Source organism: Methylocystis sp. NC52PC, from assembly GCF_055698645.1.
Window position 1 is genome coordinate 3,846,114 of record NZ_CP170127.1, and the last position, 22,598, is coordinate 3,868,711.

Genomic DNA, 22,598 nt, shown 5'->3' on the forward strand with positions numbered 1-22,598 from the left:
CCAGAGTTTACCCTGGCGAAGAGCCTTCATCCAGGCGCCGTCGATAGAGCCCCGTGATCTGCGCCTGCGCGAGAACGTGTTTCGAGGCTTCTGTCTCGACCTCTTCGCAACTCGGATGCGTGCGGATCGCGAGTTCGGCGCAGTCGAGCGCCAGCAGGCGGAATCGATAGCGATGCAGGCCGTCGTCCTCCGGCGGACAGGGGCCGACATAGCCGAGTTCGTCGAAGTCATTCACGCCATGCCGAAAGTCCTCGAAGCCTTCGGGACGGCCCGCCCCTTCGACCAGGGCGGTGTGATAGGCGGGAATATCGTAGCAGGCCCAGTGGTGGAAGACGCCGTCCGGCGCATCGAGATCGTCGACGAACAGGACGAAGCTCTTCACCGCCTTTGGAGCGTTGCTCCAGTGCAGCGGCGGCGACATGTCTTCGCCGTCGCAGGTGAAATGCGGCGGCAGGGCCCCGCCGTCGATAAACGCCTCGCTCATCAGTTTCATTTCATTGCCTCCTGCGGAGCGGCGACCCTACGCCGCGCAGGTCGCGCCGGACTGGAAAGCCGGCCCTTTGCCTTCCCACCAAATTTGCCTAGTTTCTGCTTTGCCGCCGGAGCCGGGAGAGCCTGAATGACGAGAACGCGGTTGCTTTGGACCCTTGTTGTCGCCCTGTTGTCCGGCCCGGCGCTCGCCGCGCTGATCCTGCTCCTGCCGTTTGGCGTGCTCACGGGAATCTCCGCCGCGCTCGACCCCTCTCTGGCGATCTATGAATTCACGCCGGAGAAAGCGCTGCTCGTCCCCTTTGTCCTCCTGGCCGCGCTCATCTCCGCCGCCAATGTCCGGCTGGCGCTCATCATGTCGCGCGACCGAAACGCGGGGCGGTTGTTCGAGGCGACGACCGACCGTTACGTCGGCGATCCGAGCGGCGCGCAGAATATCCACGGCCACCCGGGCCGCCAGTTCGCGCTGGATTTCACCGAGTTTCTTCGAGCCCGCGAAGGCGAGCGTCTGAAGCTCGGAGATCCGGTCGGCGAGGATTACGGGTGGGGTTTCTGGATCGGCGAGAAGGGCTTTTCACCGCTTTGGGTCGCGATCGCCCATGCCGGACGGCCCCTGCCCGACGAGCCGGCCGAAGATTACATCCTCGCCGTCACGCTGGAGCCGCCGCTCCTGCCCTGGCGGCGCCTCGTCTACACGCCCGATTTCGCGCTGCGCGACGAGGTCGAGCGGCGTCTCATCGACTTCCTCCACAGCCGCGGCGTCAGCTTTGTCACCGAGTCGGAAGACTGGGTCGATCCGGAACCCAAGACTCATCCGGCGCCGAAATTCTAAGTCATCCCAGGATGACATGCGGCACGAAGCGCGACTGGTTTGACGTAAGCGGCGTCGCGTCGTCGCGGAGGCCCATGCCGGCCGGGACGCCGCCGACGATCCAGGCGCCGACGACCGGATAGCGTCCGTCGAAGGACGGCGGCAGATGCAAAGCCTGCCTTACATGGCCCTCGGCCCCGTAGCCGCCGGAAGCGCTTGCGAAGGTCCGCCCCTCTTGCACCAGCACGACGTTGGCTCCCTCGCGAGAATAGATCGGCTTCTCGGCGTAGCTGCCGAGCGCGCCGGCGCGCGGGTCGTCGGAAAAATAGCATTCGAGCAGATTGGGATGACCCGGCGCCATCTCCCACAACAACGCCAGCATGCCCTTGTTGGAAAGAACCGCCTTCCACGGCGGCTCCAGAAAGCGCGTGACGCGCATGGCCGGCGCATGGGAAAATTCGTCGGCAAACATCCATTCCCAGGGATAAAGCTTGAAGAGCGTCTCGATCGGGCGGCCGTCGCGATCGTAGAATTGCGCGTCTTTGAGCCCGATGTCCTGCATGTCGAGCAGCGCGGCGGCGCTGCCGGCCTGCGCGGCGCAATCGGCGAGATAGGCGGCCGTGCCGAAATCCTCGACGTTGTCGCTCATCGCCGCAAGATGCACGAAGCGCTTGCCGAGAATTTCCGCCCAGCGAGCCACGAGCCGCTCATGCAGCGAATTGAACTGATCGGCGCCGTCGGGAAGATCGCCGCGCGCGACGAGTTGCTCGACCCAATGCCACTGCACCACCGCGGATTCGAACAGGCTCGTCGGCGTGTCGGCGTTATATTCGAGAAGCTTCGCCGGCCCCTTGCCGTCATAGGCGAAATCGAAACGCCCGTAGAGCGAGGGGTCGCGGCGATTCCAGCTTTCCGCAATGACTTCGCGAGCGTGTTCAGGGACGCGCAGACGATTCATCAGCGATTCGCTGGCGATGATGCGGCCCGCCAGCTCGAGGCACATGGCGTCGATCTCGCTTGCCGCCGCCTCGATATCCTCCTCGATCTCGCGCAGCGTGAACACATAGCGGGCGCTCTCGTCCCAATAGGGCGCGCCGTCCATCTGCGCATAAGCAAAACCGATCTTCTCGAAATGCGCCTTGGCGTCTGCGCGCGGCGGCGAGGATTCCCGCCGCATCAGCCGCCCCCTGAATGGCCGGAGCCGGAATGGCCGAAGCCACCGAACGACAGGCCATGGGTCGAATAGGAACTGTGCGACGAATAAGACGAGCCGTGTGACGACGACCAACTGCTGCTGGAGCGGCGATACGAGGAGCCGCTGCGATGCTTGCAGATGGGCTCTTCGGGATTGGCGGGATCGGGCTCGCAATTGAGCTTGCGGTCGATCCAGTCGAACGCCTCATAGGCGCCGAGCGACACGGCGCCCATGATGACGAGCGTTACGGCCAGCGACCGCTTCTGCCCAAGACCCGCATTTGCGCCCCGCGCCGCCGGCTTGTGAGTGACGACCGGACGAGGCGGGCGTTTGCCGGGCTCCTTCGGCTTCTTCTCCGTCATGGCTTACGGGCTCATGCAGGCGGCGCTGAGCAGACCCGCGGAAACCGAGACCGCGGCGACCCAAACGGCCGCGGCGAGCGCGTTCTCCTCGATCGCGCGCGACAGGCCGGGATGCGCAAGCCGCGCCAGGCCATAGGCGATAAACTGCGTCACCAGCGCCACGAGGCCCCATGTCAGGAACTCGGCGACGGAACCGGTGTGATGAATCGCGGCCGCCAGGGCGATGGCGAAGCCGAGAAGACTGCCGCCGAAGGCGATGGCGGCGGAAGCATTGTGCTCTTCGACGATCAGCGAAAATTCGTCGTGTCGCGTCACGCGCGAATAGAGCAGGCAGAATGCCGCGCAGAAGCCGACCGCGCCGGCGAAATAAACCGCGAAGGCCAACAGGCCGTGAAAGAACTCCGGCATGAACAATCTGCTCCCGGGCTGAGTCGAGGCAATATATCACGCAGGAAGCGTTGGGCTGTGCGCGACGACACAGCCGGCGGCGTAAGGAAACGCCTTTCGCCGCTCGCTCCCCAAAACGCGCGCGCTACCTGCGCTCTCTGGGAAAGGAGCGCGCAAATGGCGGCGGGCCGCATTTACGTCGGGGTCGGCGGCTGGAGCTTCGCGCCCTGGCGCGGCCTCTTTTATCCGAAAGACCTCCCGCACGCGCATGAGCTCGAGTTCGCCAGCCGGCGGCTGACGTCGATCGAAATAAACGCCACCTTCTACCGCACCCAGACCCGCGAGACTTTTCTCAAATGGCGCGACGCCACGCCCGAGGGCTTCGTCTTCAGCGTCAAGGCGCCGCGCTACGCCGTCACGCGCCGCAGCGCGCCGGAGGCGAGAGAATCGATCCTGCGCTTCTTTGACAGCGGCGTCACGGCGCTGGGCCAGAAGCTCGGGCCGATTCTGTGGCAGTTTCCGCAGAGCCGCAAATTCGACCCTCAATTTTTCGAGGGGTTTCTCGCAGCCTTGCCGCAGCAATGGGAAGGCGCCGCTTTGCGCCACGCCCTCGAAGTCAGAAACGACAGTTTCAAAACGACCGAATTCGTCGCGCTGGCGCGCGCGCATCGCGCCGCCGTCGTCATCGCGGGCGACTCCGATTTTCCGCTGATCCCCGACCTTACGGCCTCCTTCGTCTATGCGCGCATTATGGGCGCGCAAGCGACGCGGCGCATGGGATACGACGCCGCGGGGCTCGATCTTTGGGCGTCGCGGGCGCTGACCTGGGCCGCCGGCGGTTCCCCCGACGATCTGCCGCGGCTCGCCGCCAATTCGCCGAGGCGAGCCGCGCGCGACGTGTTTCTCTACGTGATCCGCGGGGCGAAGGCGCGAAACCCGGCCGCCGCCATGGCGCTGATCGGGCGCCTGCAAGAGGCGCAGGCGTGACGTCGGCCAGCGGCTTGCCGCTTCCGCGCCGCGCTAGCCACCCAAGCCCGTCGCCGTTAGGCTGGCTGCGATGCGGCTGATCCGACTCCTTTTCGACGCCTATCTGAAGCTCAACCGAGACGACGGCTGGGCCATCGCCAGCCATATTGCGCTCTCGATTCTCACCTCCCTGTTTCCCTTTCTCATTTTCCTCACCGCGCTCGCCGCCTTTCTCGGGCTCCGCGCGGAAGCCGACGCAGCGACCGCGCTCATCTTCGAGACCTGGCCGCCCAATGTCGCGGGGCCCATTGCCGGAGAAATCCATAATGTGCTGACCCAGCCGCGCGGCGGCCTGCTCACCGTCGGCGCCGTGCTCGCCATTTATTTCTCATCGAGCGGCGTCGAGGCGCTGCGCATCGCGCTCAACCGCGCTTACGACGTGCGCGATGAGCGCCCGTGGTGGCTGCTGCGGCTCGAGTCGATTATTTATGTCTTCCTCGGCGCGGCGTCGCTCCTCGCCATCGCCTTTCTGATGGTGCTTGCGCCGCTGGCGCGCGCGATCGCGGAGAAACATGCGCCGGGGCTGATGCACGAACTCGAGCCGCTCTATGCGCCGGTGCGCTACGGCGTCACCTCCGCCGTCGTCGGCCTTGCGGTTCTCGCCGCGCACAAGCTCCTGCCCGCCGGGCGGCGCAGCCTGCTCAAGGTCGCGCCCGGCCTGTTGCTGACGCTGATCCTCTCGCTCGCCTTCGGCGCCGGGTTCGGCGCCTATCTCGCGGCCTTCGCCGGCAATTACGTCTCGACCTACGCGGGGCTGGCCTCGATCATGATCGCGATCGTTTTCCTCTACACCTTGGCGCTCATCTTCATCTACGGCGCAGAACTGAACCAAACCGTCGCAATGGGCTTTCCGCATAAGCGCGGCGAGGGTTAAGCGCGTCTTAACCGAGGTTTTTTACCGTCGCGGAGTCGGCGCGCCTTCGTGAAGCGCCTCCCCATGCGGGCTTTTTTTACATGCGTAGCCATCGCTTTCACCATTTTTCCGAACAGCTTCGCGAATTCTCCGCGCGGCGCGCGGCGGAGGCCGCCGGCGCGCTGATGGTGGGAAGCGCCGGCGCCATGACGCTCGCGCTGGTGAGCTGGTCCGCGCAGGACCCTTCCTTCAACCATGCGACGGGCGGCCATGTCCGCAATCTGCTCGGCCATCCGGGCGCGGCGGTGGCGGATATTCTCATGCAGCTCGTCGGCTTCGGCGCCATTGCGGCGATCCTGCCGCTGGCGACCCAGGGCCTGCGCATGATCCGGCGCGGCCGCATCGAGCGCGCCGCGCTGCGTCTCGGACTCTGGGTGGCCGGCGTTTTCGCGACCGCCGCCACCGCCTCGCTGCTGCCGCCGACCGACCGCTGGCCGCTGCCCACGGGCCTCGGCGGCGTCGCCGGAGACGCCATTCTCGCCGTGCCCCGCACCATGTTTGCGGGCTCGGGCGTGATCATGGCGATCTTCGGCCTCGGCGCGGCCTTCGTCGCCATTCTCTCGGTCAGCGGGGCCATGGGGCTCGGCTTCGAGTCCACGAATGACATTCGCGACGAGGCCTTCGAGCCGGAAGAAGAGCCGCTGCCCTACGCCGAGGACGACGAGGATCGGGCCGGCGAGCCTGGCTTCGCGCTCATTTCCATCGGCGCCCTGATCCATCTCGGCCTCACCGCAAAAGCGTCGCTCCTGCGCCTTGCCGGGAAGATGCGCAGCCGCCTCGCCCCGCGACCGGCCGCCAAGGAGCCAGCGGCCCCGCAGCCGCGCGTCGAGCCGACATTCGACGACATTGAAGTCTATATGCCTTACGCGCCCCGTCGCGCGCGCCAGGCGGCCGCCGTCGAAGACGATGAAGAGGACTCCTACGACGACGTGTCCCCCGAGCGGGCGACGTCGGCGCGGACGGCCGCGCAAGCCCCATCGCCGGCGCCGACGCGCCGCGTCACCCGCGAGGCCGCCCCCCGTCCGCAGCGGGTCGCGCCGGGCGTCTACGACTATCCCGAGGTGACGCTCCTCGCGGAACCCAAGAAGACCGCTGGCGCAGTCAAAATTTCAGAAGACATTCTCGAATCCAACGCCCGCGTTCTGGAGGGCGTTCTGGAAGACTTCTCGGTGCGCGGCGACATCATCAATGTCCGTCCCGGCCCCGTCGTCACGCTTTATGAGCTGGAGCCCGCGCCGGGCATCAAATCCTCGCGCGTCATCGGCCTCGCCGACGACATCGCCCGCTCCATGTCGGCGGTCTCGGCGCGCGTCGCCGTGGTGCCGGGCCGAAACGCCATCGGCATCGAACTCCCCAACCAGCGCCGCGAGACGGTTTATCTGCGCGAGCTGATCGGCAGCGAGGATTTCATCCATTCGAACCACAAGCTGGCCATCGCGCTCGGCAAGACCATCGGCGGCGAGCCGGTGATCGTCGACCTCGCCCGCATGCCGCATCTCCTCGTCGCCGGCACCACGGGCTCCGGCAAGTCGGTGGCGATCAACACCATGATCCTGTCTCTGCTCTACCGGCTCAAGCCGGAGGAGTGCCGGCTGATCATGGTCGACCCGAAAATGCTGGAGCTCTCCGTCTACGACAACATCCCGCATCTTCTCACGCCCGTCGTCACCGACCCCAAGAAGGCGGTCGTGGCGCTCAAATGGGCGGTCCGCGAGATGGAGGACCGCTACAAGAAAATGTCGAAGCTCGGCGTGCGCAACATCGACGGCTACAACGCCCGCGTCGCCGACGCGCAGAAGCGCGGCGAGACGATCACCCGCACGGTGCAGACGGGCTTCGACCGCGAGACCGGCGAAGCCATCTTCGAACATGAGGAGATGGATCTCTCGGCGCTGCCCTATATCGTCGTCATCGTCGACGAAATGGCCGATCTCATGCTCGTCGCCGGCAAGGACATCGAAGGCGCGATTCAGCGTCTCGCGCAAATGGCCCGCGCCGCCGGCATTCATCTCATCATGGCGACGCAGCGCCCCTCCGTCGACGTTATCACCGGCACGATCAAGGCCAATTTCCCGACCCGCATCTCCTTCCAGGTGACCTCGAAGATCGACAGCCGCACCATTCTCGGCGAACAGGGCGCAGAGCAGCTCCTGGGCCAGGGCGACATGCTCTACATGGCCGGCGGCGGGCGCATCTCGCGCGTGCACGGCCCCTTCGTCTCCGACGCCGAGGTCGAACACGTCGTCGCCCATCTCAAGGCCCAGGGCGCGCCGCAATATCTCGACGCCATCACCGCCGACGACGACGAGATGGGCGACGACGGCGAAGCGCCCCTGCCCGGCTCGATGGACGCGGAGGAAGGCGGCGACCTCTACGACCGCGCCGTCGCCATCGTGCTGCGCGACAAGAAATGCTCGACGAGCTACATCCAGCGCCGTCTCTCGGTCGGCTACAACAAGGCCGCCTCGCTCGTCGAGCGCATGGAGAAAGAGGGCGTCGTCTCCGCCCCGAATCATGCCGGCAAGCGCGAGATCCTGGTCGGCGGCGGGATCGACCGCGGCGCCTTCGACATCGAAGCGGCGGAGTGAGGCGGGCGACGCTTGCCTATTTGTGGGCGCTTGGATTCGACATCACATTATTCAGCACATCCACAATCGCCGTCGGGCCCTTGTTGAACTCCCCCCGGAAGGGGCGATCCATGACCGCGATGAAGGCGGTGACGAGCCCGATATAGGCCGGCGCAGGTGACAAAGGCGAGCCCCGTCGCGGCGAAAAAGCCGACCCAGCCGGGTGGATAATCATATATCCAGTCGATCATTGTTTTGGCTCCCGAGGTCGCGGCCGCTTTCTTCGACCCGCCTTTTGGGGAAAGTCAAAACGGCGCGCGGCTGCGAGCGCGGGGCGCCCCTATTTCCGCCAAGTTATGTTACGAAGACGAAACCTCGGCCCCTGAACACCGGATGACCGCCCAGTGAAGCACACCGCCCTTGCCATCGCCCTCGCATGCGCCCTCGCCGCGCCGGCCGTCGCCGAGGAGGCCACGCCCACCGCGCCCAAGCCCGCGGAGGCAAAACCGGCTGAGGCCAAGCCTGTGGAGGGCAAGCCTGTGGAGGGAAAACCCGCGGAGGCCAAGCCGGCCGACGCCAAAGGGTCGGAGGCTAAAGGATCGGAGGGCAAAGGATCGGAGGCAAAGGGGCCTGAGGAAAAGCCCTCGGACGCGAAATCCGCAAAGCCCGGCAAGAAGGGCGCTAAGGCTGCCGCCGCCGCGAAGCCGGGCGAGCCGGTGCAGCTCGCCAATCCGGCGACCCCGCCCGAACCCGCCAAGCCGCTCACCCGCGACGAGGCGCTCAAGCGCGCCAACGCCTTTTTCAACGCCTCGCCGGTGATGACCGCGGATTTCGTGCAGATCGGCGCCGACGGCCTGCGCTCTGAGGGCAAGCTGCATGTGCAGCGCGCCGGCCGGGTGCGCTTCGAATATGCCCAGCCGGCGACCATGGAAGTCGTGGCGGACGGCGCGCAGGTCGCGGTGCGCGACCGAAAGCTCAATACGCAGGATCTCTATTTCATCAATCAGACGCCGCTCAAATTCCTGATGAAGGAGAAGATCGATCTCGACAAGGACGTCACCGTCCAGGACGTGCAGATCGACGACTCCGGCGTCACCATCTTTATCGAGGACAAGGCCACCTTCGGCGGCACCTCGCATCTGCGCCTGATCTTCGACCCGCGGTCGTTCAAGCTGAAACAATGGCAGGTGAAAGACCCGCAGGGCTACGAGACGCTGATCACGCTCTTCAACATCGATCAGACCAAGACGCCCGACCCGGCGCTGTTCAAGATCAGCAAGTGAGCAACCTTTTGTTGCCAAGTGGGTAGCGACCGAAGCGGTCGAAGGGCCGCTTGACCGCTCCGGGTACCTTCTCTTCGCACGCAATTAAGATTGCATGCGTATTGCGCAACATCCTAGAGTTTCGGCTGTTGTGAGGAGGCATACATTTTTCGGCCTCTATCAACCCTGTCTGGAGCAGCATCAGAGAAAGCACGCGATCAATGAAGCAAAACGGCTTGTCTGGGCCTCGCCTTCCAATCGCCCGGCTAGCTTGCCTGCTTCACTCCCTTACGCGCCCGCGCGGCTCTAAAAATTCCCGGCATCATAAAATCTGCCCGCGCTCTGATAAGACCACTCGCCTCGCTGACCTCTTCAGAGGTCGCCTTTCCAGCCGCAACTCTTTGAAGTTTCTCCGAAATCTTGCGATCTATCGTCTCGATAACGGAGGTAGGCCATTCACTTTTGTTCTGGCTCATGATTCACGACCTTTTCCGCCCTGAGATGAAAATCGGTGCTTTTGATAGCGAAAGCAAGGGCGCTCGCCAGAATTCGCAATGGCTCGACCGGGTCCATTGCCGCTTCGGACGGCTGACGTAGACGAAAACGCTGCGGTATATCACTGGTCGCGACAAGGATTCCCACAATCGGCTCGCCGGCCAATCTGATGGGTATTGACGCTATCGAGCGGTAATGACGGCGATCGGTTTCATGGCGGCTGGCATCAGGAGAGTCAAAAAGTGCCCTTGCCTCTCTCTCGGACGTATCCCCAGCGACAATCTCCCTCTCCATTTGAAAAGCGGCTCCGACATGGCCCTGTCCGGGCTTCCAGGAGCGATGTGGAGCGTCTTCCTCGGCGCGGATAGGCCTACGGCAAGCAACACAATTCAACTGATCGAGCACCGGATCGTGTAGGTAAACTGCAAAGTTCCATCTATCCGAATCAATGCCAAACAAGATCGCCTTTTCGGCAACTACTACGTCAAGCATTGAGCCAAATCGCTTATTCTGGTCGACGTAATCGCCCGGCCCATTAACGATCACGCTTTCAACGATATCGCGGAGCGCCCCAGCAGTCGCATAAAGACAGGTAAACCAATTGAAGTCATTGCCTAGCGACTCAATTTCCTTCTCGCGTTCCTCTAAGCTCTCTAGCAGCTCGTTAGCGCGATTAAGCGCATCCGCGGCGTTTTCGTCGACAGCCTCCAATAAAACGGCACCTATGAAGACAAGAACGGCTGCAACGCCTTGGGTCAGGTAGAATGCCCAGCGCAACTCAGCAGGATACAGATTGGAAAACTGGCTAGCTAGCGCCGATATCAGGGCTCCGCCAAGCACCAATACGATCTTCGCCCATTTCTTCCACCTCGACACGGACTGGAGCAAACCGTGTGTGAGTGTGCGCAGGCTTTTTCGTTGGTGAGAGATGCTGCTCAAACGGGATGCTTTTTCAAATTAAAAGGGAGAGGCCAACGCGAGCCGACTCGGCGGCTCAGGGGGAAGCTATGCCGGCGTTTGCGCCAGTGCAAGGAACCGTCGCACCGTCCACGGCCGTAGCTCGGGTCGGCCCCGAGTGCGCAGGCGAGCTCACGGCAACCAGTTTGAGAAGGAGGAAGCAGCATTCAGGATTGTTGCCGCCCAGTCCTCAGCTCGAGAATAAAAACTCTTTGATTGCAAGCTCATGCCGCCGCCTTCTTCGGCGTCAGCAGCTTGCGGTTCATCAGCACTTCGGCGATCTGCACCGCGTTGAGCGCGGCGCCCTTGCGCAGATTGTCGCTGACGCACCAGAGCACCAAGCCGTTGTCGACCGTCGGGTCTTCGCGAATGCGCGAGATATAGGTCGCGTCCTCGCCCGCCGCCTCATGCGGCGTGATGTAGCCGCCGGGTTCGCGCTTGTCGATGACGAGCACGCCGGGCGCCTCGCGCAGGATGTCGCGCGCTTCGTCGGCCGAAATCGGATTTTCGAACTCGATGTTCACCGCTTCCGAATGCGAGATGAAGACCGGCACGCGCACGCAGGTCGCGACGAGCTTGATCTTCGGATCGAGGATCTTCTTCGTCTCCGCGACCATCTTCCACTCTTCCTTGGTGAAGCCATCCTCCATGAAGACGTCGATCTGCGGAATGAGGTTGAAGGCGATGCGCTTGGGGAACTTCTTGGCTTCGACCGGGTCCGAGACGAAGACCGAGCGCGTCTGCGCGAAGAGCTCGTCCATCGCCTCCTTGCCGGCGCCGGAGACCGACTGATAGGTCGAGACCACGACGCGCTTGATCGTCGCGGCGTCATGCAGCGGCTTCAGCGCCACCACGAGCTGCGCCGTGGAGCAGTTCGGATTGGCGATGATGTTCTTCTTGGTGAAGCCCGCCGTCGCGTCGGCGTTCACCTCCGGCACGATCAGCGGCACGTCCGGGTCCATGCGCCAGGCCGAGGAATTGTCGATGACGACGCAGCCCTGCGCGCCGATCTTCGGTGACCATTCCTTGGAGACGCTTCCCCCGGCCGACATCAGGCAGATGTCGGTGTCGGAGAAGTCGTACGTGTCGAGATGCTTGCACTTCAGCGTCTTGTCGCCGAAGGAGACTTCAAGGCCGATCGAGCGCGAGGAGGCGAGCGGCACGACTTCCGACACGGGGAAGCGCCGCTCGGCCAGAATGTCGAGCATCTCGCGGCCCACATTGCCGGTGGCGCCGGCGACGGCGACCTTATACGCCATTTTGAACTCCGTGCGGCCTTGGCCGATATCAGAAGGGAAGTCCGACGGACATATTGCCCGACGGGGTCACGTTGACAGCGTTGCCTTGGCTCGGCGACGGGTCCGGGTCCTTGCTGTCCTTGGGCTTCGGCGGGGCCTTGCCAGGCGACCAGCCTTCGAGTTCGCCGAACTGACGGTTCGGCCCGGAAGCGGCGGCGCCGGCCTTTCCGCCCTGCGCCGGCTGCTGGGCGGCGGCGTCAGCGCCTTTCTTGCCCTTGCGCTTGACCTGAACAGAGGAAGCGCCGGACGAATCGAGCGCCTTGGGGTCGAGCTGCAATTCCTGAGCGAGGGCGGCTTCAAACCCAACGCCCATCAGGAACGCGGCGAGGAGGATAGATCCACGAAAAAGACGCGCGCTGGAACGCATAGCCTTGTTCTCCATGAAACAGTCAGCCGTCCTAACCCCGCAAGGCGGCGGGATCAAGCGCCGGGATCACCGGGGCCTGCGCCTCTGAGGAGCAACTGGCCAAAGGCGGCCCGCCCTTTGAGACGCGCGCGGCGCTGGCGTCGTGGGCGAAGTCAAAGATCGCGCCGAAAGCCGCCGCAGGCGGGGTCGCGTGCGGGCGCGCCCCAAAGTCCCCGGAGGGTCACCCCTCCTGCCGGGCGATCGCCATGTTCTTCAATTCGGCGATGGCCTTCGCCGGCGACAGCCCCTTGGGGCAGACCTTGGTGCAGTTCATGATCGTATGACAGCGGTAGAGACGGAAGACGTCGTCGACATAGCCGAGCCGCTCGTCGATCGCCTCGTCGCGCGAATCCTGCACCCAGCGGAAGGCCTGGAGCAGCGCCGCCGGCCCGAGGAAGCGGTCGGAATTCCACCAATAGCTCGGACAGGCGGTCGAACAACAGGCGCAGAGGATGCACTCGTAAAGGCCGTCGAGCTTGGCGCGGTCTTCCGGCGACTGCAGCCGCTCCTTCTCCGGATTGACGCCGGCGTGCAGCCAGGGCTCGATCGCCGCATGCTGCTCGTAGAAAATCGTGAGGTCCGGCACGAGGTCCTTCACCACGCCCATATGCGGCAGCGGGTAGAGTTTGATCGGCCCCTCGATCTCGTCCATGCCCTTGGTGCAGGCGAGCGCATTCACCCCGTCGATATTCATCGAACAGGAGCCGCAAATGCCCTCGCGGCAGGAGCGGCGGAAGGTCAGCGACGGATCGACCTTGTTCTTGATCCAGATGATGGCGTCGAGGACCATCGGCCCGCAGTCGTCCATATCGACGAAGAAGGTGTCGATGCGCGGATTGGCGTCGCTGTCGGGATTATAGCGATAGATCTTGAGCTCACGCAGATTGGCCGCGCCCTCCGGCTTCGGCCAGACCTTGCCTTCGGCGACGACGGAGTTCTTGGGGAGGGTGAATTCGACCATCTCAGTAGACCCTCGCCTTCGGCTCGATATAAGCGACCTCATTCGTCATCGTGTAGCTGTGCACCGGCCGGTTATCGATCGACACGGTCTTCTTGTCGCGATCGATCGCCGCCAGCGTATGCTTCATCCAGTGCTTGTCGTCGCGCTCAGGGAAATCCTCGCGGGCGTGCGCGCCGCGAGACTCCTTGCGGTTCGCCGCGGACTCGATCGTCACCGCCGCCTGCACGATGAGATTGTCGAACTCCAGCGTCTCGACCAGATCGGAGTTCCAGATCAGCGAGCGATCCGTGACCTTCACGTCCGCCGCTTCTTGCCAGACTTCATGAACGCCTGCGACGCCTTCCGCGAGCACTTCGCCGGTGCGATAGACCGCGCAATGCGACTGCATCACGCGCTGCATCCTGTCGCGCAGCGTCGCCGTGGACGTCTCGCCATTGGCGTTGCGGAAGAAGTCGAGGCGCGCGAGCGGCAATTCGGCGGAATCGGCCGGGAGCTCCGGCTGCGACTGGCCGGGTTTGACGAGTTCCGCGGCGCGCAGGCCTGCGGCGCGGCCGAAGACGACGAGGTCGATGAGCGAGTTGGAGCCGAGACGGTTTGCGCCATGCACGGAGACGCAGGCCGCCTCTCCGAGCGCCATCAGCCCCGGCACGACGGCGTCCGGATCGTCGCCGACCTTGCGCAGCACTTCGCCGTGATAATTCGTCGGGATGCCGCCCATGTTGTAATGCACGGTCGGCAGGATCGGGATCGGCTGGCGCGTCACGTCGACGCCGGCGAAAATCTTGGCGCTCTCCGAAATGCCCGGCAAACGTTCGTGCAAAATTTGCGGATCGAGATGCTCGAGGTGCAGATAGGCGTGGTCCTTGCGCTTGCCGACGCCCCGGCCTTCGCGAATCTCCACGGTGATGGCGCGGGAGACCATGTCGCGCGGCGCGAGGTCCTTCACGGAAGGCGCATAGCGCTCCATGAAGCGCTCGCCCTCGCTGTTGGTCAGATAGCCGCCTTCGCCGCGCGCGCCCTCGGTGATGAGGCAGCCCGCGCCGTAAATGCCGGTCGGGTGAAACTGCACGAACTCCATGTCCTGCAGCGGCAGGCCGGCGCGCAGCACCATGGCGTTGCCGTCGCCGGTGCAGGTATGCGCCGAGGTCGCCGAGAGATAGGCGCGGCCATAGCCGCCGGTCGCGAGCACGGTGAGCGCCGAGCGGAAGCGATGGATCGTGCCGTCGTCGAGCTTGAGACAGACGACGCCGCGGCAGGCGCCCTCGGCGTCCATGATGAGGTCGATCGCGAAATATTCGACGAAGAATTTCGTCTCATGCTTGAGCGCCTGGCCGTACATCGTATGCAGCATGGCGTGGCCGGTGCGGTCGGCGGCGGCGCAGGTGCGCTGGGCAGGCGGGCCCTTGCCATAGTCTGTGGTCATGCCGCCGAAGGGGCGCTGATAGATCGTGCCCTCGGTCGTGCGCGAGAAAGGCACGCCCCAGTGCTCGAGCTCATAGACCGCCTGCGGCGCGTTGCGGCACAGATATTCGATCGCGTCTTGGTCTCCGAGCCAGTCGGAGCCCTTGACGGTGTCGTACATGTGCCATTTCCAGTCGTCCGGCCCCATGTTGCCGAGCGCTGCGGCGACGCCGCCCTGGGCCGCGACGGTATGCGAACGGGTCGGAAAAACCTTTGTGACGCAGGCGACGTTCAAACCCGCCTTGGCGCAGCCGACGACCGCGCGCAGACCGGCGCCGCCGGCGCCGACGACCACGACGTCGAATGTGTGGTCGGTGATCGGATAGGCCCGTCCGCCGACGGAAACGGAAGTCGCAGCGTCAGTGGCAACCATAATCAAAGCCTTTGTTGTCGTCGTTTGAGCGGCTTTTTCGTCAGAAATCGCGCTTATTTGGGGGCGGCGATCAGCATGATCCCCAGCGTCCAGGCGGCGGCGATCGCGATGGATGCGACCTTGTTCCAATAAAGCGCCTTTTCCTGCAGCGCTGCGTCATGCACGTAGTCCTCGATGATCTCATTCATGCCCTGGCGGGCGTGGATCATGCCGACGACGCCGAAGACGATGAGCACGATCGCCGGAATCGGATGCCCGATCTCGGCCTTGACGCCCTCGAGCGTTTTGCCGACGAGGCCCGCGAGCCACCAGGCGGACAGGACGCCGAGCGGCGCCAGCGCATAGGAGGAGAGGCGCATGAAGCGGGCGTGGACCGAGCCCTCGTGATCAGAGACATAGGCCTCGCCCTGCCCCGTGCGCCCGCTTTTGAAGTGAGTCGGAACCGACATCTACGCGCCTTTCCTCAGCCGACGAGAGACTTGAGAACCCAGAGCAGCAACGTCAAGCCGACGCCGCCGTAGAGCGTCGCCTGAGCCAGAAGCTCGCGGCCTTGTGGGTCCATGTAGAGACCGCGATCCCACAGCGCGTGCCGAACCCCGCCGAGCGTGTGATGGAAAATCGCCCAGGTGATGAGGAAGACGATCAAGCCGCCGATGAAGCCCGAGGCGAGCCAGCCGGTGAGCGCGTGGAGAAAGCCCCCGAAGCCGGCCCCGAGCAGGTAAAGCGCGAGCAGCGCCATGCCCGCATAGAGCGCGACGCCGGTGATGCGGTGGGCCATGGACATGGCCATGGTCAGCCAGGGCCTGAAGATGGTCAGATGCGGCGACAGCGGGCGCTTCGCGGCGCGCTCGTCGATTCCGGCGTTTGCCATGCTTGCTTCCTCTTCCGCGCTTTTCCGGAATGTTTCCGAAAAACGCCCCCTCGGAGTGGATAATTCAAATGGTGCGGCGCCGCAACTCTACCATTTCCTGACCCGGTTCGAAGGATGAACCCTGTCCGTCACGGCGCGCGTCGTGCGGCTGTTGAGAGCGGAACGATCGCCACGAGGGATAGCGCCGCCAGAAGCCCGCCTGCGGCGAATGTCGCAGAGGGGCCGTAGAGGTCCCAAAGCTTCCCGGCGCCGAGGCTCGAAAGCAGCAGGGCGAGCCCGCCGGCCAGGTTGAAGACGCCGAAGGCCGTGCCGCGCAGCGCTCCCGGCGCCGTGTCGGCGACCAGCGCCGCGAACAGTCCCTGCGTCAGCCCCATATGCAGTCCCCATAGGGCGACGCCGACCCAGACCAGAGGGAGAGACGGCGCAACAGCGAGGGCGACGTCGGCGAGGAGCAGCACGCCCATCCCCGCCGCCAGCGGCGTCAGTCGGTCGCCCTGGTCCGAGAAGGCGCCGGCGGGATAGGAGGCGCCCGCGTAAACGATATTCATGACGACGAGCACCAGCGGCGCGAGCGCGTCCGGCAAGCCGACGGAGGCGGCCTTGAGAATCAGAAAGGCTTCCGAAAAACGCGCCAGGCCGAAGAGCGTCGCCACCGCCACAATCAGCCAGAAACCGCCGCCGAGCCGCTTCAACTCGTCCCAGTGAAGCGGAAAGCGCGCCGGGCGAGACGGGCGCGTATCGGCCGGCTCGCTGACGCCGGCGGCGAGAACGAGGACGGCGAGCGCGGCGGGAATCGTCGCCACCCAGAATACGGCGCGCATATCGTCGACCGTCAGCCACATGGCGAGAATCGCGACGGCGGGGCCGAGAAAGGCGCCGACCGTGTCGAGCGATTGCCGCAGGCCGAAAGCGGCGCCGCGCAAATCCGGCGGCGTGACGTCGGCGACCAGCGCGTCGCGCGGCGCGCCTCGAACGCCCTTGCCCACCCGGTCGATGAAGCGCGCCGCCATCACCCAGGCGACATTGGGCGCCAGCGGAAACATCGGCTTGGTCGCGGCCGCGAGCCCGTAGCCCAGGATCGCCAGCAGCTTCCGACTCGCGAACCAATCCGAAACGGCGCCCGAAAAAACTTTGACCACCGAGGCTGTCGCTTCGGCGACGCCCTCGATCACGCCGACCTCCGCCATCGTCGCCCCCATGGCGCCGACGAGATAGAGGGGCAGCAGCGCATGGATCATCTCGGACGAGAAATCCATCAGCAGGGAGACAACCCCCAGCGCCCAGACGCTCGACGGGATCTGACGGAGGCGGGCGTAGCGGAGGGGCGAATCGTCGATCATATCGGGGCCTGTTCTCGCGCGGCTTCTAGCACGAGAGGTCCGGGAGGACACTCACCCCACCCCTCTTCCCGCAAGCGGGAGAAGCGGCGTTCGCGATCTGGCGCACGCGCCTGCGGGGAGAGGGCGCCGGGAGGCGCGGCGAATATTGAGAAATGTTGGAGAGCCGGCCGCTTGCCGGACCCGAACCTCCCTCTAACTCCGGCGAAGGAGAGAGGAGCGTCAGATGCGGGCGCAGTCCAGCTATCGCTATAATTATCGCTTCATCGCCCAGGCGGCGCTCATTGGCGTGATGCTGGCGGCGGTGGATTTCGGCCTCTTCGAGGCTCTGAGCCATATGATGCGCTAGCGCGCCTCAAGGGTCGATGGGCAAAGCGTCGCCGGCGGCGTGCGCGGCGATCCACTTGCGCAATTCGGAGACGTGGTCGCGCTCCTCGTCGGCGAATTCCTTGGCGAGGATCCTGGTCTCCGGGTCGTCCGTGTTGTCGTGAACCGACTGGTAGTAGTCCAGTCCCGCCATTTCCGCCTGAAGCGCGATTTTCAGCGCCTCTTCGCGCCCGATGAACGGATCTGCGCCCCAGATGGCGGCGCTTTCGGGGCTCTCGAGATCAGGCCAGACGAACTCCTCGGGACGCAGCTCCGGCAGCTCGCGGAACCCCGACCGGGCGCGCGCGTCGGAGAGATGCAGGCGCGAATAGTCGGCAAGCCGACGAAACAACTTGCTGACCTTCGGATTGCCGTTCGTCGACATGGCGTCGGCGAGCTGGTCGAAACGCATGGCGGCTTCCGCCTCCAGCTGGACGGCGTGAGCGAGAAAATCCTCGACCTTCATGACCTGATCCTTGGGAGCAAGGCGCAAAACAAAACGGCGCGCTGAAGCATTATCGCGCGCCGCTTCCGCCTCTCCAAGACCATATGCTAGGCGGTTCGCCTGCATTGGCGGCGCCTGTTATTTCGCCGCGATCTCTATTTTCTTCTCTTCAGTCTTGGTCTGGACCGCCTTCGGCAGGGTCACCTTGAGCACCCCCTTGTCGAAAGACGCGGAGATGTTGGCGACGTCGACGTTCTCGGGCAAATGGAAGCTGCGCCTGAACGAGCCGTAGCGCCGTTCGGAGAAGAACATGCCTTCCTTTTTCTCCTCGCGCTCCATTTTCTTCTCGCCGTGAATGACGAGCGCGCCGCCGGCGAGCTTCACTTCGACGTCCTTCTCATCGAGGCCCGGAAGCTCCGCCGTCACTTCGTAATCATTGTCGCGCTCGACGAAGTCGACAGGCGGCGTGCCCTGCCAACCCATGAATCCGAACGGCTCCAGTCCGCCGCCGCGCTTTTGCAACGGCGCTTCGTCGAAGAAGCGGTCGAGCTGACGACGCAGCGCCTCGAAGGGGCGCCAGTCCCAGAGATCGGGAGAGATCAATGCGCCGCCGTCCTTTTTTTCCGGGGCGTTTTGCTCTTGAGCCATTTTTCTCCTCCGTTTCGTGATGATGCACAAATGACACAACGAATTTGAGCGAGGTTCGTCACCTTTTGACGACGACGTAGAAATCGGGGCCGAAAATCAGCGATTCAAGCGCGACGCTTTGCGCCGAAACGTCGCGGCTATTCCTGAAGCGAGAGGAGCGTGGCGTCGCCGCCGCTCGACACGGTGTTGATCGTCACCGTTGTTTCACGGACGAAGCGGCGCAGATAATCGGGGCCGCCGGCTTTCGGCCCCGTGCCGCTCAGGCCGAAGCCGCCGAAAGGCTGGCTGCCGACGATGGCGCCGATCATGTTGCGGTTCACATAGATGTTTCCCGCCGGCGCCCGCCGCGCCGCCTCCTCGATCCGTTCGCCGATTCGGGTCTCGAGACCAAAAGTCAGGCCATAGCCGCCCGCCTGAATTTCCTCCACAAGAGCCTCGAAGGCCCAGGCGCGCCATGTCGTGATATGCAGGACCGGGCCGAACACCTCCTCGCGCAGGTCGGCGGCGCGATCGAGGCGGATGATGGCGGGCGCGACAAAGGTTCCCGCCGAAGGCGCCTCCCCCGCATAGAGCAGCCGGCCCTCGGCCCTGGCGCGCGCCACATAGCGATCGAGCTTTTCCTTGGCCGCCGCGTCGATCACCGGCCCGACATGCACGCCGAGCGTTCGCGGGTCGCCGATTCGCAGCTCCTTCGCGGCGCCGATCAACGTCTCGATCGCCGCCGGGGCGATATCGTGCTGCAGGCACAGGAGCCGCAGCGCCGAGCAGCGCTGACCCGCCGAGCGAAAGGCGGAGGCCAGCACGTCGTCGACCACCTGCTCGATCAGGGCGGTAGAGTCGACGATCATCGCGTTGACGCCCCCGGTCTCGGCGATGAGCGGCGCCAAAAGCCCTTCGCGCGCCGCGAGGGCGCGATTGATCTGCTGTGCGACCTCCACGGAGCCCGTGAAGACGACGCCCGCCGTATGCGGATCGTCGACAAGGGCCGCCCCGACGTCGCCCGCGCCCGGCGCGAGGCGCAGCGCCGCGCGAGGAACGCCCGCTTCATGGAGAAGCGCGACCGCTCTCGCGGCGATGAGCGGCGTCTGCTCGGCCGGCTTGGCGACGGCCGCATTGCCCGTGACGAGCGCAGCGACGACCTGCCCGAGGAAAATCGCCAAGGGGAAATTCCATGGCGAAATGCAAACGAAAACGCCGCGCCCTTCGTAACGTAAACGATTGTCTTCGCCCGTTGGACCGGGAAGCCGCGCTTCGCGGCAGACGAGCCGCGCCTGATTGGCGTAATAGCGACACATATCCGCCGCCTCGCGCACCTCGGCGAGCGCGTCGTCGAGCGTCTTGCCGGCTTCGCTTTGCAGAAGCGCGAGAAAGACGCCGCGCCGCGCCTCCAGGAGATCGGCGGCGCGATCGAAGATGCGCGCACGCGTCTCGACGGGCGTGGCGTTCCAGCCGGCGAAGGCGCGCGCCGCGCTGGCCATCGCGTCACGCGCCGCCACGTCGTCACACTCGATCACCTCGCCAATCGCCGCGCCGTCGATCGGCGAGACGACGGGGCGCGACGGCTTGCCGGCCGAGCTTTCCGGGCGGGCCTCGCTGCGGCCGCGCGCCGCTTCGATCTCGGCAAGCAGCGCCGCGAGCGCCGCTCTGTCGCCGAACTCCACGCCCATCGAGTTGCCGCGCAGAGGTTCGTAGATCTCCGCCGGCAAGGGCAGGCGCGGGTGACGCGCGTGCGTGGCGTCGCCGATGACGTCGTGCGGATCGGCGATCAGGGCCGCTTCGGGCGTCTGAGGATCGGCGGCCCGCGCGACGAAGGACGAATTGGCGCCGTTCTCGATCAGCCGACGGACGAGATAAGCCAAGAGATCGCGATGCGGTCCGACCGGCGCGTAAACGCGGACGGGCGCGTCGCTCCTCTCCGCGAGCGCTTCATAGAGCGGTTCGCCCATGCCGTGCAGGCGCTGGAATTCAAAATCTTTCCGTTGACCGGCGCGCACGAGAACTTCGGCGACGCTGCGGGCGTTGTGGGTTGCGAATTGGGGATAGAGGCGCGGCGCCTGGAGCAGTTTCGCGGCGCAGGCGTCGTAATTGAGGTCGGTCATCGCCTTGCGGGTGAACACCGGATATTCGGCGAGCCCCCGCTCCTGCGCGCGCTTGATTTCGCTGTCCCAGTAGGCGCCTTTCACGAGACGCACCATGAAGCGGCGACCATGCGCCTCGGCGAGAGCGAGCGCATAATCGATCACGGCGTCGGCGCGTTTCTGATACGCCTGAACCGCAAGGCCGAACCCTTCCCAACCGGTAAGCGATGGGTCGGCCACGACCCGCGCAATGACGTCGAGCGACAACTCCAACCGGTCCGCTTCTTCGGCGTCGATCGTAAAAGCGAGATCGCGGGCGCGCGCCAACCGCGCCAGCTCCAGAACGAGCGGCGGCAATTCACACAGCACGCGCTCCCGGGAGATCGCCTCGTAACGCGGATGCAGGGCCGAGAGCTTCACGGAAATGCCCGGGCGCGCCGGGAGCCCCTGGTCGCCGGCCTGCGCGCCGATCGCCTCAATGGCGCTTGCGTAAGCGTCGAAATACCGTTTCGCGTCCGCGCCGCTGCGCGCGCCTTCGCCGAGCATGTCGAAGGAGAAGCGCTCGCGCCGGCCATGCGCGCGCTCCAGCGCGTCGCCGATCGTTTCGCCGAACACAAAATGCGATCCCATCAGGCGCATGGCCCGCCGCGCAGCGCCGCGCAGCGCCGGCAGGCCGATGCGCCGCGCGAGATCGGCGACGAGCCCGCGCGGCTCCCCCGGACCCACGAGACGCGCGGAAAAGCCGAGCGCGAAGGCGCAGGCCTGCACGAGCAGCACGTCCGAATCCGCCGCGTGATGAGAGAAATCGCCGGCCGCGAGCTTGTCGACGATGAGCTGATCGGCGGTGGCGTCGTCGGGCACGCGCAGGAGCGATTCCGCCAGCGCCATGACGGCGAGGCCTTCGCGGGACGAAAGCGAGAACTCGTGCAGGAAATCCTCGACGCCGCCGAGCGCGCTACGGCCGGCCCGCATCCCGCGGATCAGCGCGCGCGCTACGCCTTCGATGTCGTTGCGCGTCTGCAGGTCCGGGCGGTGAGCGAGCAGGCGCGCGGCAAGCGCTTCGTCCGGCGGCGCATAGGGCGCGGCGAATGGCGGCGGTGGGTCGTGCGGCATGGGCTCGCAGCGCCTTGTTCAAGTTCCTGCGAGAAGGATATGGGGTCGCCGACGCGCGCCGGCAAAGGGCGGACGGTAAAGGTCGCGCCCTGGAGCTTCTCCGCGCGCACGCTCTCGTCTATAGCAGTCCTTGGGTCGTTCGACTGTTCGCGCCCATAGCCAGGAAACGCGGATGCCCGCCTATTTCATCTGCACGATGACAATCTACGATCCCGAGACCTACCGCAAATACACGGCGCTTACCCCGGCGACCGTCGCCCGCTATGGCGGCAAATTTCTCACCCGCGGCGACGAGGTGACGACGGTCGAGGGGACCGCCTTCGCCGAGCGTATGGTCATCCTCGAATTCCCCGACCGAGCGACCGCGCTGGCCTGGTACAACGACGCGGACTACCAGAGCGCCGCCGCCTTTCGGCGCGCCTCATCGAGCGGCCGCATGATTTTGCAAGAAGGGCGCGACAATACGAAGGACCCGGACCCGAAAGTGTGAAGGCCGTTAAATCTTGTCGCCCTCGGCGCCCGGCGTGACGCAGCGCCAGCGCGTGACCGTCACATTGGGATGCTCGCCTGACCATTGCGCGATGTAGGGCATAGCTTGCATGACGCAGTTGCGCGTCGATCCGGTGGCGGATTCGAGCGTCAGCTTGCGCTCGTCGCAGGACGTCGGCTGGGAAATGGCGCAGACCGTCAGGATGAGTTGGACGAAATTCATCGGCAACACCCCTTGCGTGAACGCCGCCCTGACGGCGGCGTTTGACATTAAGCAAGGGTAATGCC

At 65.1% G+C, this 22,598-nt stretch carries 24 protein-coding genes; 7 read left to right on the top strand and 17 right to left on the bottom strand.

Translation table 11 applies throughout. The annotated features are described in order from the left end of the window. Nucleotides 1-7: 7 nt before the first annotated feature. Nucleotides 8-493 carry a YbhB/YbcL family Raf kinase inhibitor-like protein gene (locus ACETII_RS20945; RefSeq protein WP_472786826.1) on the bottom strand — a complete coding sequence of 162 codons (486 nt, stop codon included), beginning with the start codon at nt 491-493 and terminating at the stop codon, nt 8-10. Nucleotides 494-619: 126 nt separating this feature from the next. Between ACETII_RS20945 and ACETII_RS20950 the strand changes: the two genes are divergently transcribed. Continuing rightward, nucleotides 620-1,321 (top strand): hypothetical protein, encoded by a 702-nt coding sequence (locus ACETII_RS20950; protein WP_472786827.1) that lies wholly within the window; start codon nt 620-622, stop codon nt 1,319-1,321. A gap of 1 nt (nt 1,322) precedes the next feature. On the opposite strand, the gene ACETII_RS20955 is transcribed toward ACETII_RS20950, so the two are convergent. The 3 genes from ACETII_RS20955 to ACETII_RS20965 are packed head-to-tail and all read right to left on the bottom strand — an operon-like array spanning nt 1,323 to nt 3,265. Continuing rightward, complete coding sequence (locus ACETII_RS20955; RefSeq protein ID WP_472786828.1) at nt 1,323-2,477, bottom strand: glutathionylspermidine synthase family protein; 1,155 nt, start codon at nt 2,475-2,477, stop codon at nt 1,323-1,325. Further along, nucleotides 2,477-2,857 (bottom strand): hypothetical protein, encoded by a 381-nt coding sequence (locus ACETII_RS20960; protein ID WP_472786829.1) that lies wholly within the window; start codon nt 2,855-2,857, stop codon nt 2,477-2,479. The genes ACETII_RS20955 and ACETII_RS20960 overlap by 1 nt, the downstream gene beginning before the upstream one ends. 3 nt (nt 2,858-2,860) lie before the next feature. After that, nucleotides 2,861-3,265, bottom strand: coding sequence for a DUF350 domain-containing protein (locus tag ACETII_RS20965; protein WP_472786830.1), 405 nt, complete (start codon nt 3,263-3,265; stop codon nt 2,861-2,863). A gap of 156 nt (nt 3,266-3,421) precedes the next feature. Here ACETII_RS20965 and ACETII_RS20970 point away from each other — a divergent pair, with 156 nt between their 5' ends. From ACETII_RS20970 to ACETII_RS20980, 3 genes are all read left to right on the top strand, one after another. After that, nucleotides 3,422-4,231, top strand: a complete 810-nt coding sequence (locus ACETII_RS20970; protein ID WP_363349247.1) for a DUF72 domain-containing protein — start codon at nt 3,422-3,424, stop codon at nt 4,229-4,231. Nucleotides 4,232-4,301: 70 nt separating this feature from the next. Continuing rightward, nucleotides 4,302-5,144 carry a YihY/virulence factor BrkB family protein gene (locus tag ACETII_RS20975; protein WP_472786831.1) on the top strand — a complete coding sequence of 281 codons (843 nt, stop codon included), beginning with the start codon at nt 4,302-4,304 and terminating at the stop codon, nt 5,142-5,144. A gap of 80 nt (nt 5,145-5,224) precedes the next feature. Continuing rightward, nucleotides 5,225-7,771 carry a DNA translocase FtsK gene (locus ACETII_RS20980; protein WP_472786832.1) on the top strand — a complete coding sequence of 849 codons (2,547 nt, stop codon included), beginning with the start codon at nt 5,225-5,227 and terminating at the stop codon, nt 7,769-7,771. A gap of 16 nt (nt 7,772-7,787) precedes the next feature. Here the strand turns inward: ACETII_RS20980 and ACETII_RS20985 are convergent, their stop codons facing one another. Continuing rightward, nucleotides 7,788-7,934, bottom strand: a complete 147-nt coding sequence (locus tag ACETII_RS20985; RefSeq protein ID WP_363349250.1) for a hypothetical protein — start codon at nt 7,932-7,934, stop codon at nt 7,788-7,790. 220 nt (nt 7,935-8,154) lie between these two features. Between ACETII_RS20985 and ACETII_RS20990 the strand changes: the two genes are divergently transcribed. Then, complete coding sequence (locus ACETII_RS20990; protein ID WP_472786833.1) at nt 8,155-9,033, top strand: outer-membrane lipoprotein carrier protein LolA; 879 nt, start codon at nt 8,155-8,157, stop codon at nt 9,031-9,033. 435 nt (nt 9,034-9,468) lie between these two features. On the opposite strand, the gene ACETII_RS20995 is transcribed toward ACETII_RS20990, so the two are convergent. From ACETII_RS20995 to ACETII_RS21030, 8 genes are all read right to left on the bottom strand, one after another. Further along, on the bottom strand, nt 9,469-10,446 hold the full coding sequence (locus ACETII_RS20995; RefSeq protein WP_472786834.1) for a hypothetical protein: 978 nt from the start codon (nt 10,444-10,446) through the stop codon (nt 9,469-9,471). A gap of 242 nt (nt 10,447-10,688) precedes the next feature. Beyond that, nucleotides 10,689-11,723, bottom strand: a complete 1,035-nt coding sequence (locus ACETII_RS21000; protein WP_472786835.1) for an aspartate-semialdehyde dehydrogenase — start codon at nt 11,721-11,723, stop codon at nt 10,689-10,691. A gap of 28 nt (nt 11,724-11,751) precedes the next feature. Next, nucleotides 11,752-12,075: a hypothetical protein gene (locus tag ACETII_RS21005; RefSeq protein ID WP_472786836.1), complete on the bottom strand. Its 324-nt coding sequence runs from the start codon at nt 12,073-12,075 to the stop codon at nt 11,752-11,754. A 274-nt stretch (nt 12,076-12,349) separates the two neighbouring features. Continuing rightward, nucleotides 12,350-13,129: a succinate dehydrogenase iron-sulfur subunit gene (locus tag ACETII_RS21010; protein ID WP_472786837.1), complete on the bottom strand. Its 780-nt coding sequence runs from the start codon at nt 13,127-13,129 to the stop codon at nt 12,350-12,352. A gap of 1 nt (nt 13,130) precedes the next feature. Beyond that, nucleotides 13,131-14,963 (bottom strand): succinate dehydrogenase flavoprotein subunit, encoded by a 1,833-nt coding sequence (gene sdhA, locus ACETII_RS21015; RefSeq protein WP_363349255.1) that lies wholly within the window; start codon nt 14,961-14,963, stop codon nt 13,131-13,133. A 53-nt stretch (nt 14,964-15,016) separates the two neighbouring features. Then, nucleotides 15,017-15,412, bottom strand: a complete 396-nt coding sequence (sdhD, locus tag ACETII_RS21020) for a succinate dehydrogenase, hydrophobic membrane anchor protein (protein ID WP_363349256.1) — start codon at nt 15,410-15,412, stop codon at nt 15,017-15,019. A gap of 14 nt (nt 15,413-15,426) precedes the next feature. Next, on the bottom strand, nt 15,427-15,834 hold the full coding sequence (gene sdhC, locus ACETII_RS21025) for a succinate dehydrogenase, cytochrome b556 subunit (protein WP_363349257.1): 408 nt from the start codon (nt 15,832-15,834) through the stop codon (nt 15,427-15,429). Between the two features lie 128 nt (nt 15,835-15,962). Next, nucleotides 15,963-17,174: an MFS transporter gene (locus ACETII_RS21030; RefSeq protein WP_472786838.1), complete on the bottom strand. Its 1,212-nt coding sequence runs from the start codon at nt 17,172-17,174 to the stop codon at nt 15,963-15,965. A 223-nt stretch (nt 17,175-17,397) separates the two neighbouring features. On the opposite strand from ACETII_RS21030, the gene ACETII_RS21035 reads away from it, so the two are divergent. Continuing rightward, nucleotides 17,398-17,520, top strand: a complete 123-nt coding sequence (locus ACETII_RS21035; protein WP_363349259.1) for a hypothetical protein — start codon at nt 17,398-17,400, stop codon at nt 17,518-17,520. Nucleotides 17,521-17,526: 6 nt separating this feature from the next. Here ACETII_RS21035 and ACETII_RS21040 read toward each other — a convergent pair whose 3' ends face one another. The 3 genes from ACETII_RS21040 to putA all read right to left on the bottom strand — a co-directional run bounded on the left by ACETII_RS21040 (nt 17,527) and on the right by putA (nt 21,821). Further along, nucleotides 17,527-18,003 carry a ferritin-like domain-containing protein gene (locus ACETII_RS21040; RefSeq protein WP_472786839.1) on the bottom strand — a complete coding sequence of 159 codons (477 nt, stop codon included), beginning with the start codon at nt 18,001-18,003 and terminating at the stop codon, nt 17,527-17,529. A gap of 117 nt (nt 18,004-18,120) precedes the next feature. Further along, on the bottom strand, nt 18,121-18,630 hold the full coding sequence (locus tag ACETII_RS21045; protein ID WP_472786840.1) for an Hsp20/alpha crystallin family protein: 510 nt from the start codon (nt 18,628-18,630) through the stop codon (nt 18,121-18,123). Nucleotides 18,631-18,767: 137 nt separating this feature from the next. Beyond that, nucleotides 18,768-21,821, bottom strand: coding sequence for a bifunctional proline dehydrogenase/L-glutamate gamma-semialdehyde dehydrogenase PutA (putA, locus tag ACETII_RS21050; protein WP_472786841.1), 3,054 nt, complete (start codon nt 21,819-21,821; stop codon nt 18,768-18,770). Between the two features lie 172 nt (nt 21,822-21,993). Here putA and ACETII_RS21055 point away from each other — a divergent pair, with 172 nt between their 5' ends. Continuing rightward, nucleotides 21,994-22,311, top strand: a complete 318-nt coding sequence (locus ACETII_RS21055; RefSeq protein ID WP_472786842.1) for a DUF1330 domain-containing protein — start codon at nt 21,994-21,996, stop codon at nt 22,309-22,311. A 6-nt stretch (nt 22,312-22,317) separates the two neighbouring features. Here ACETII_RS21055 and ACETII_RS21060 read toward each other — a convergent pair whose 3' ends face one another. Then, entirely contained in the window at nt 22,318-22,533 is a 216-nt protein-coding gene (locus ACETII_RS21060) for a hypothetical protein (RefSeq protein ID WP_363349264.1), read from the bottom strand. Nucleotides 22,534-22,598: the final 65 nt, after the last annotated feature.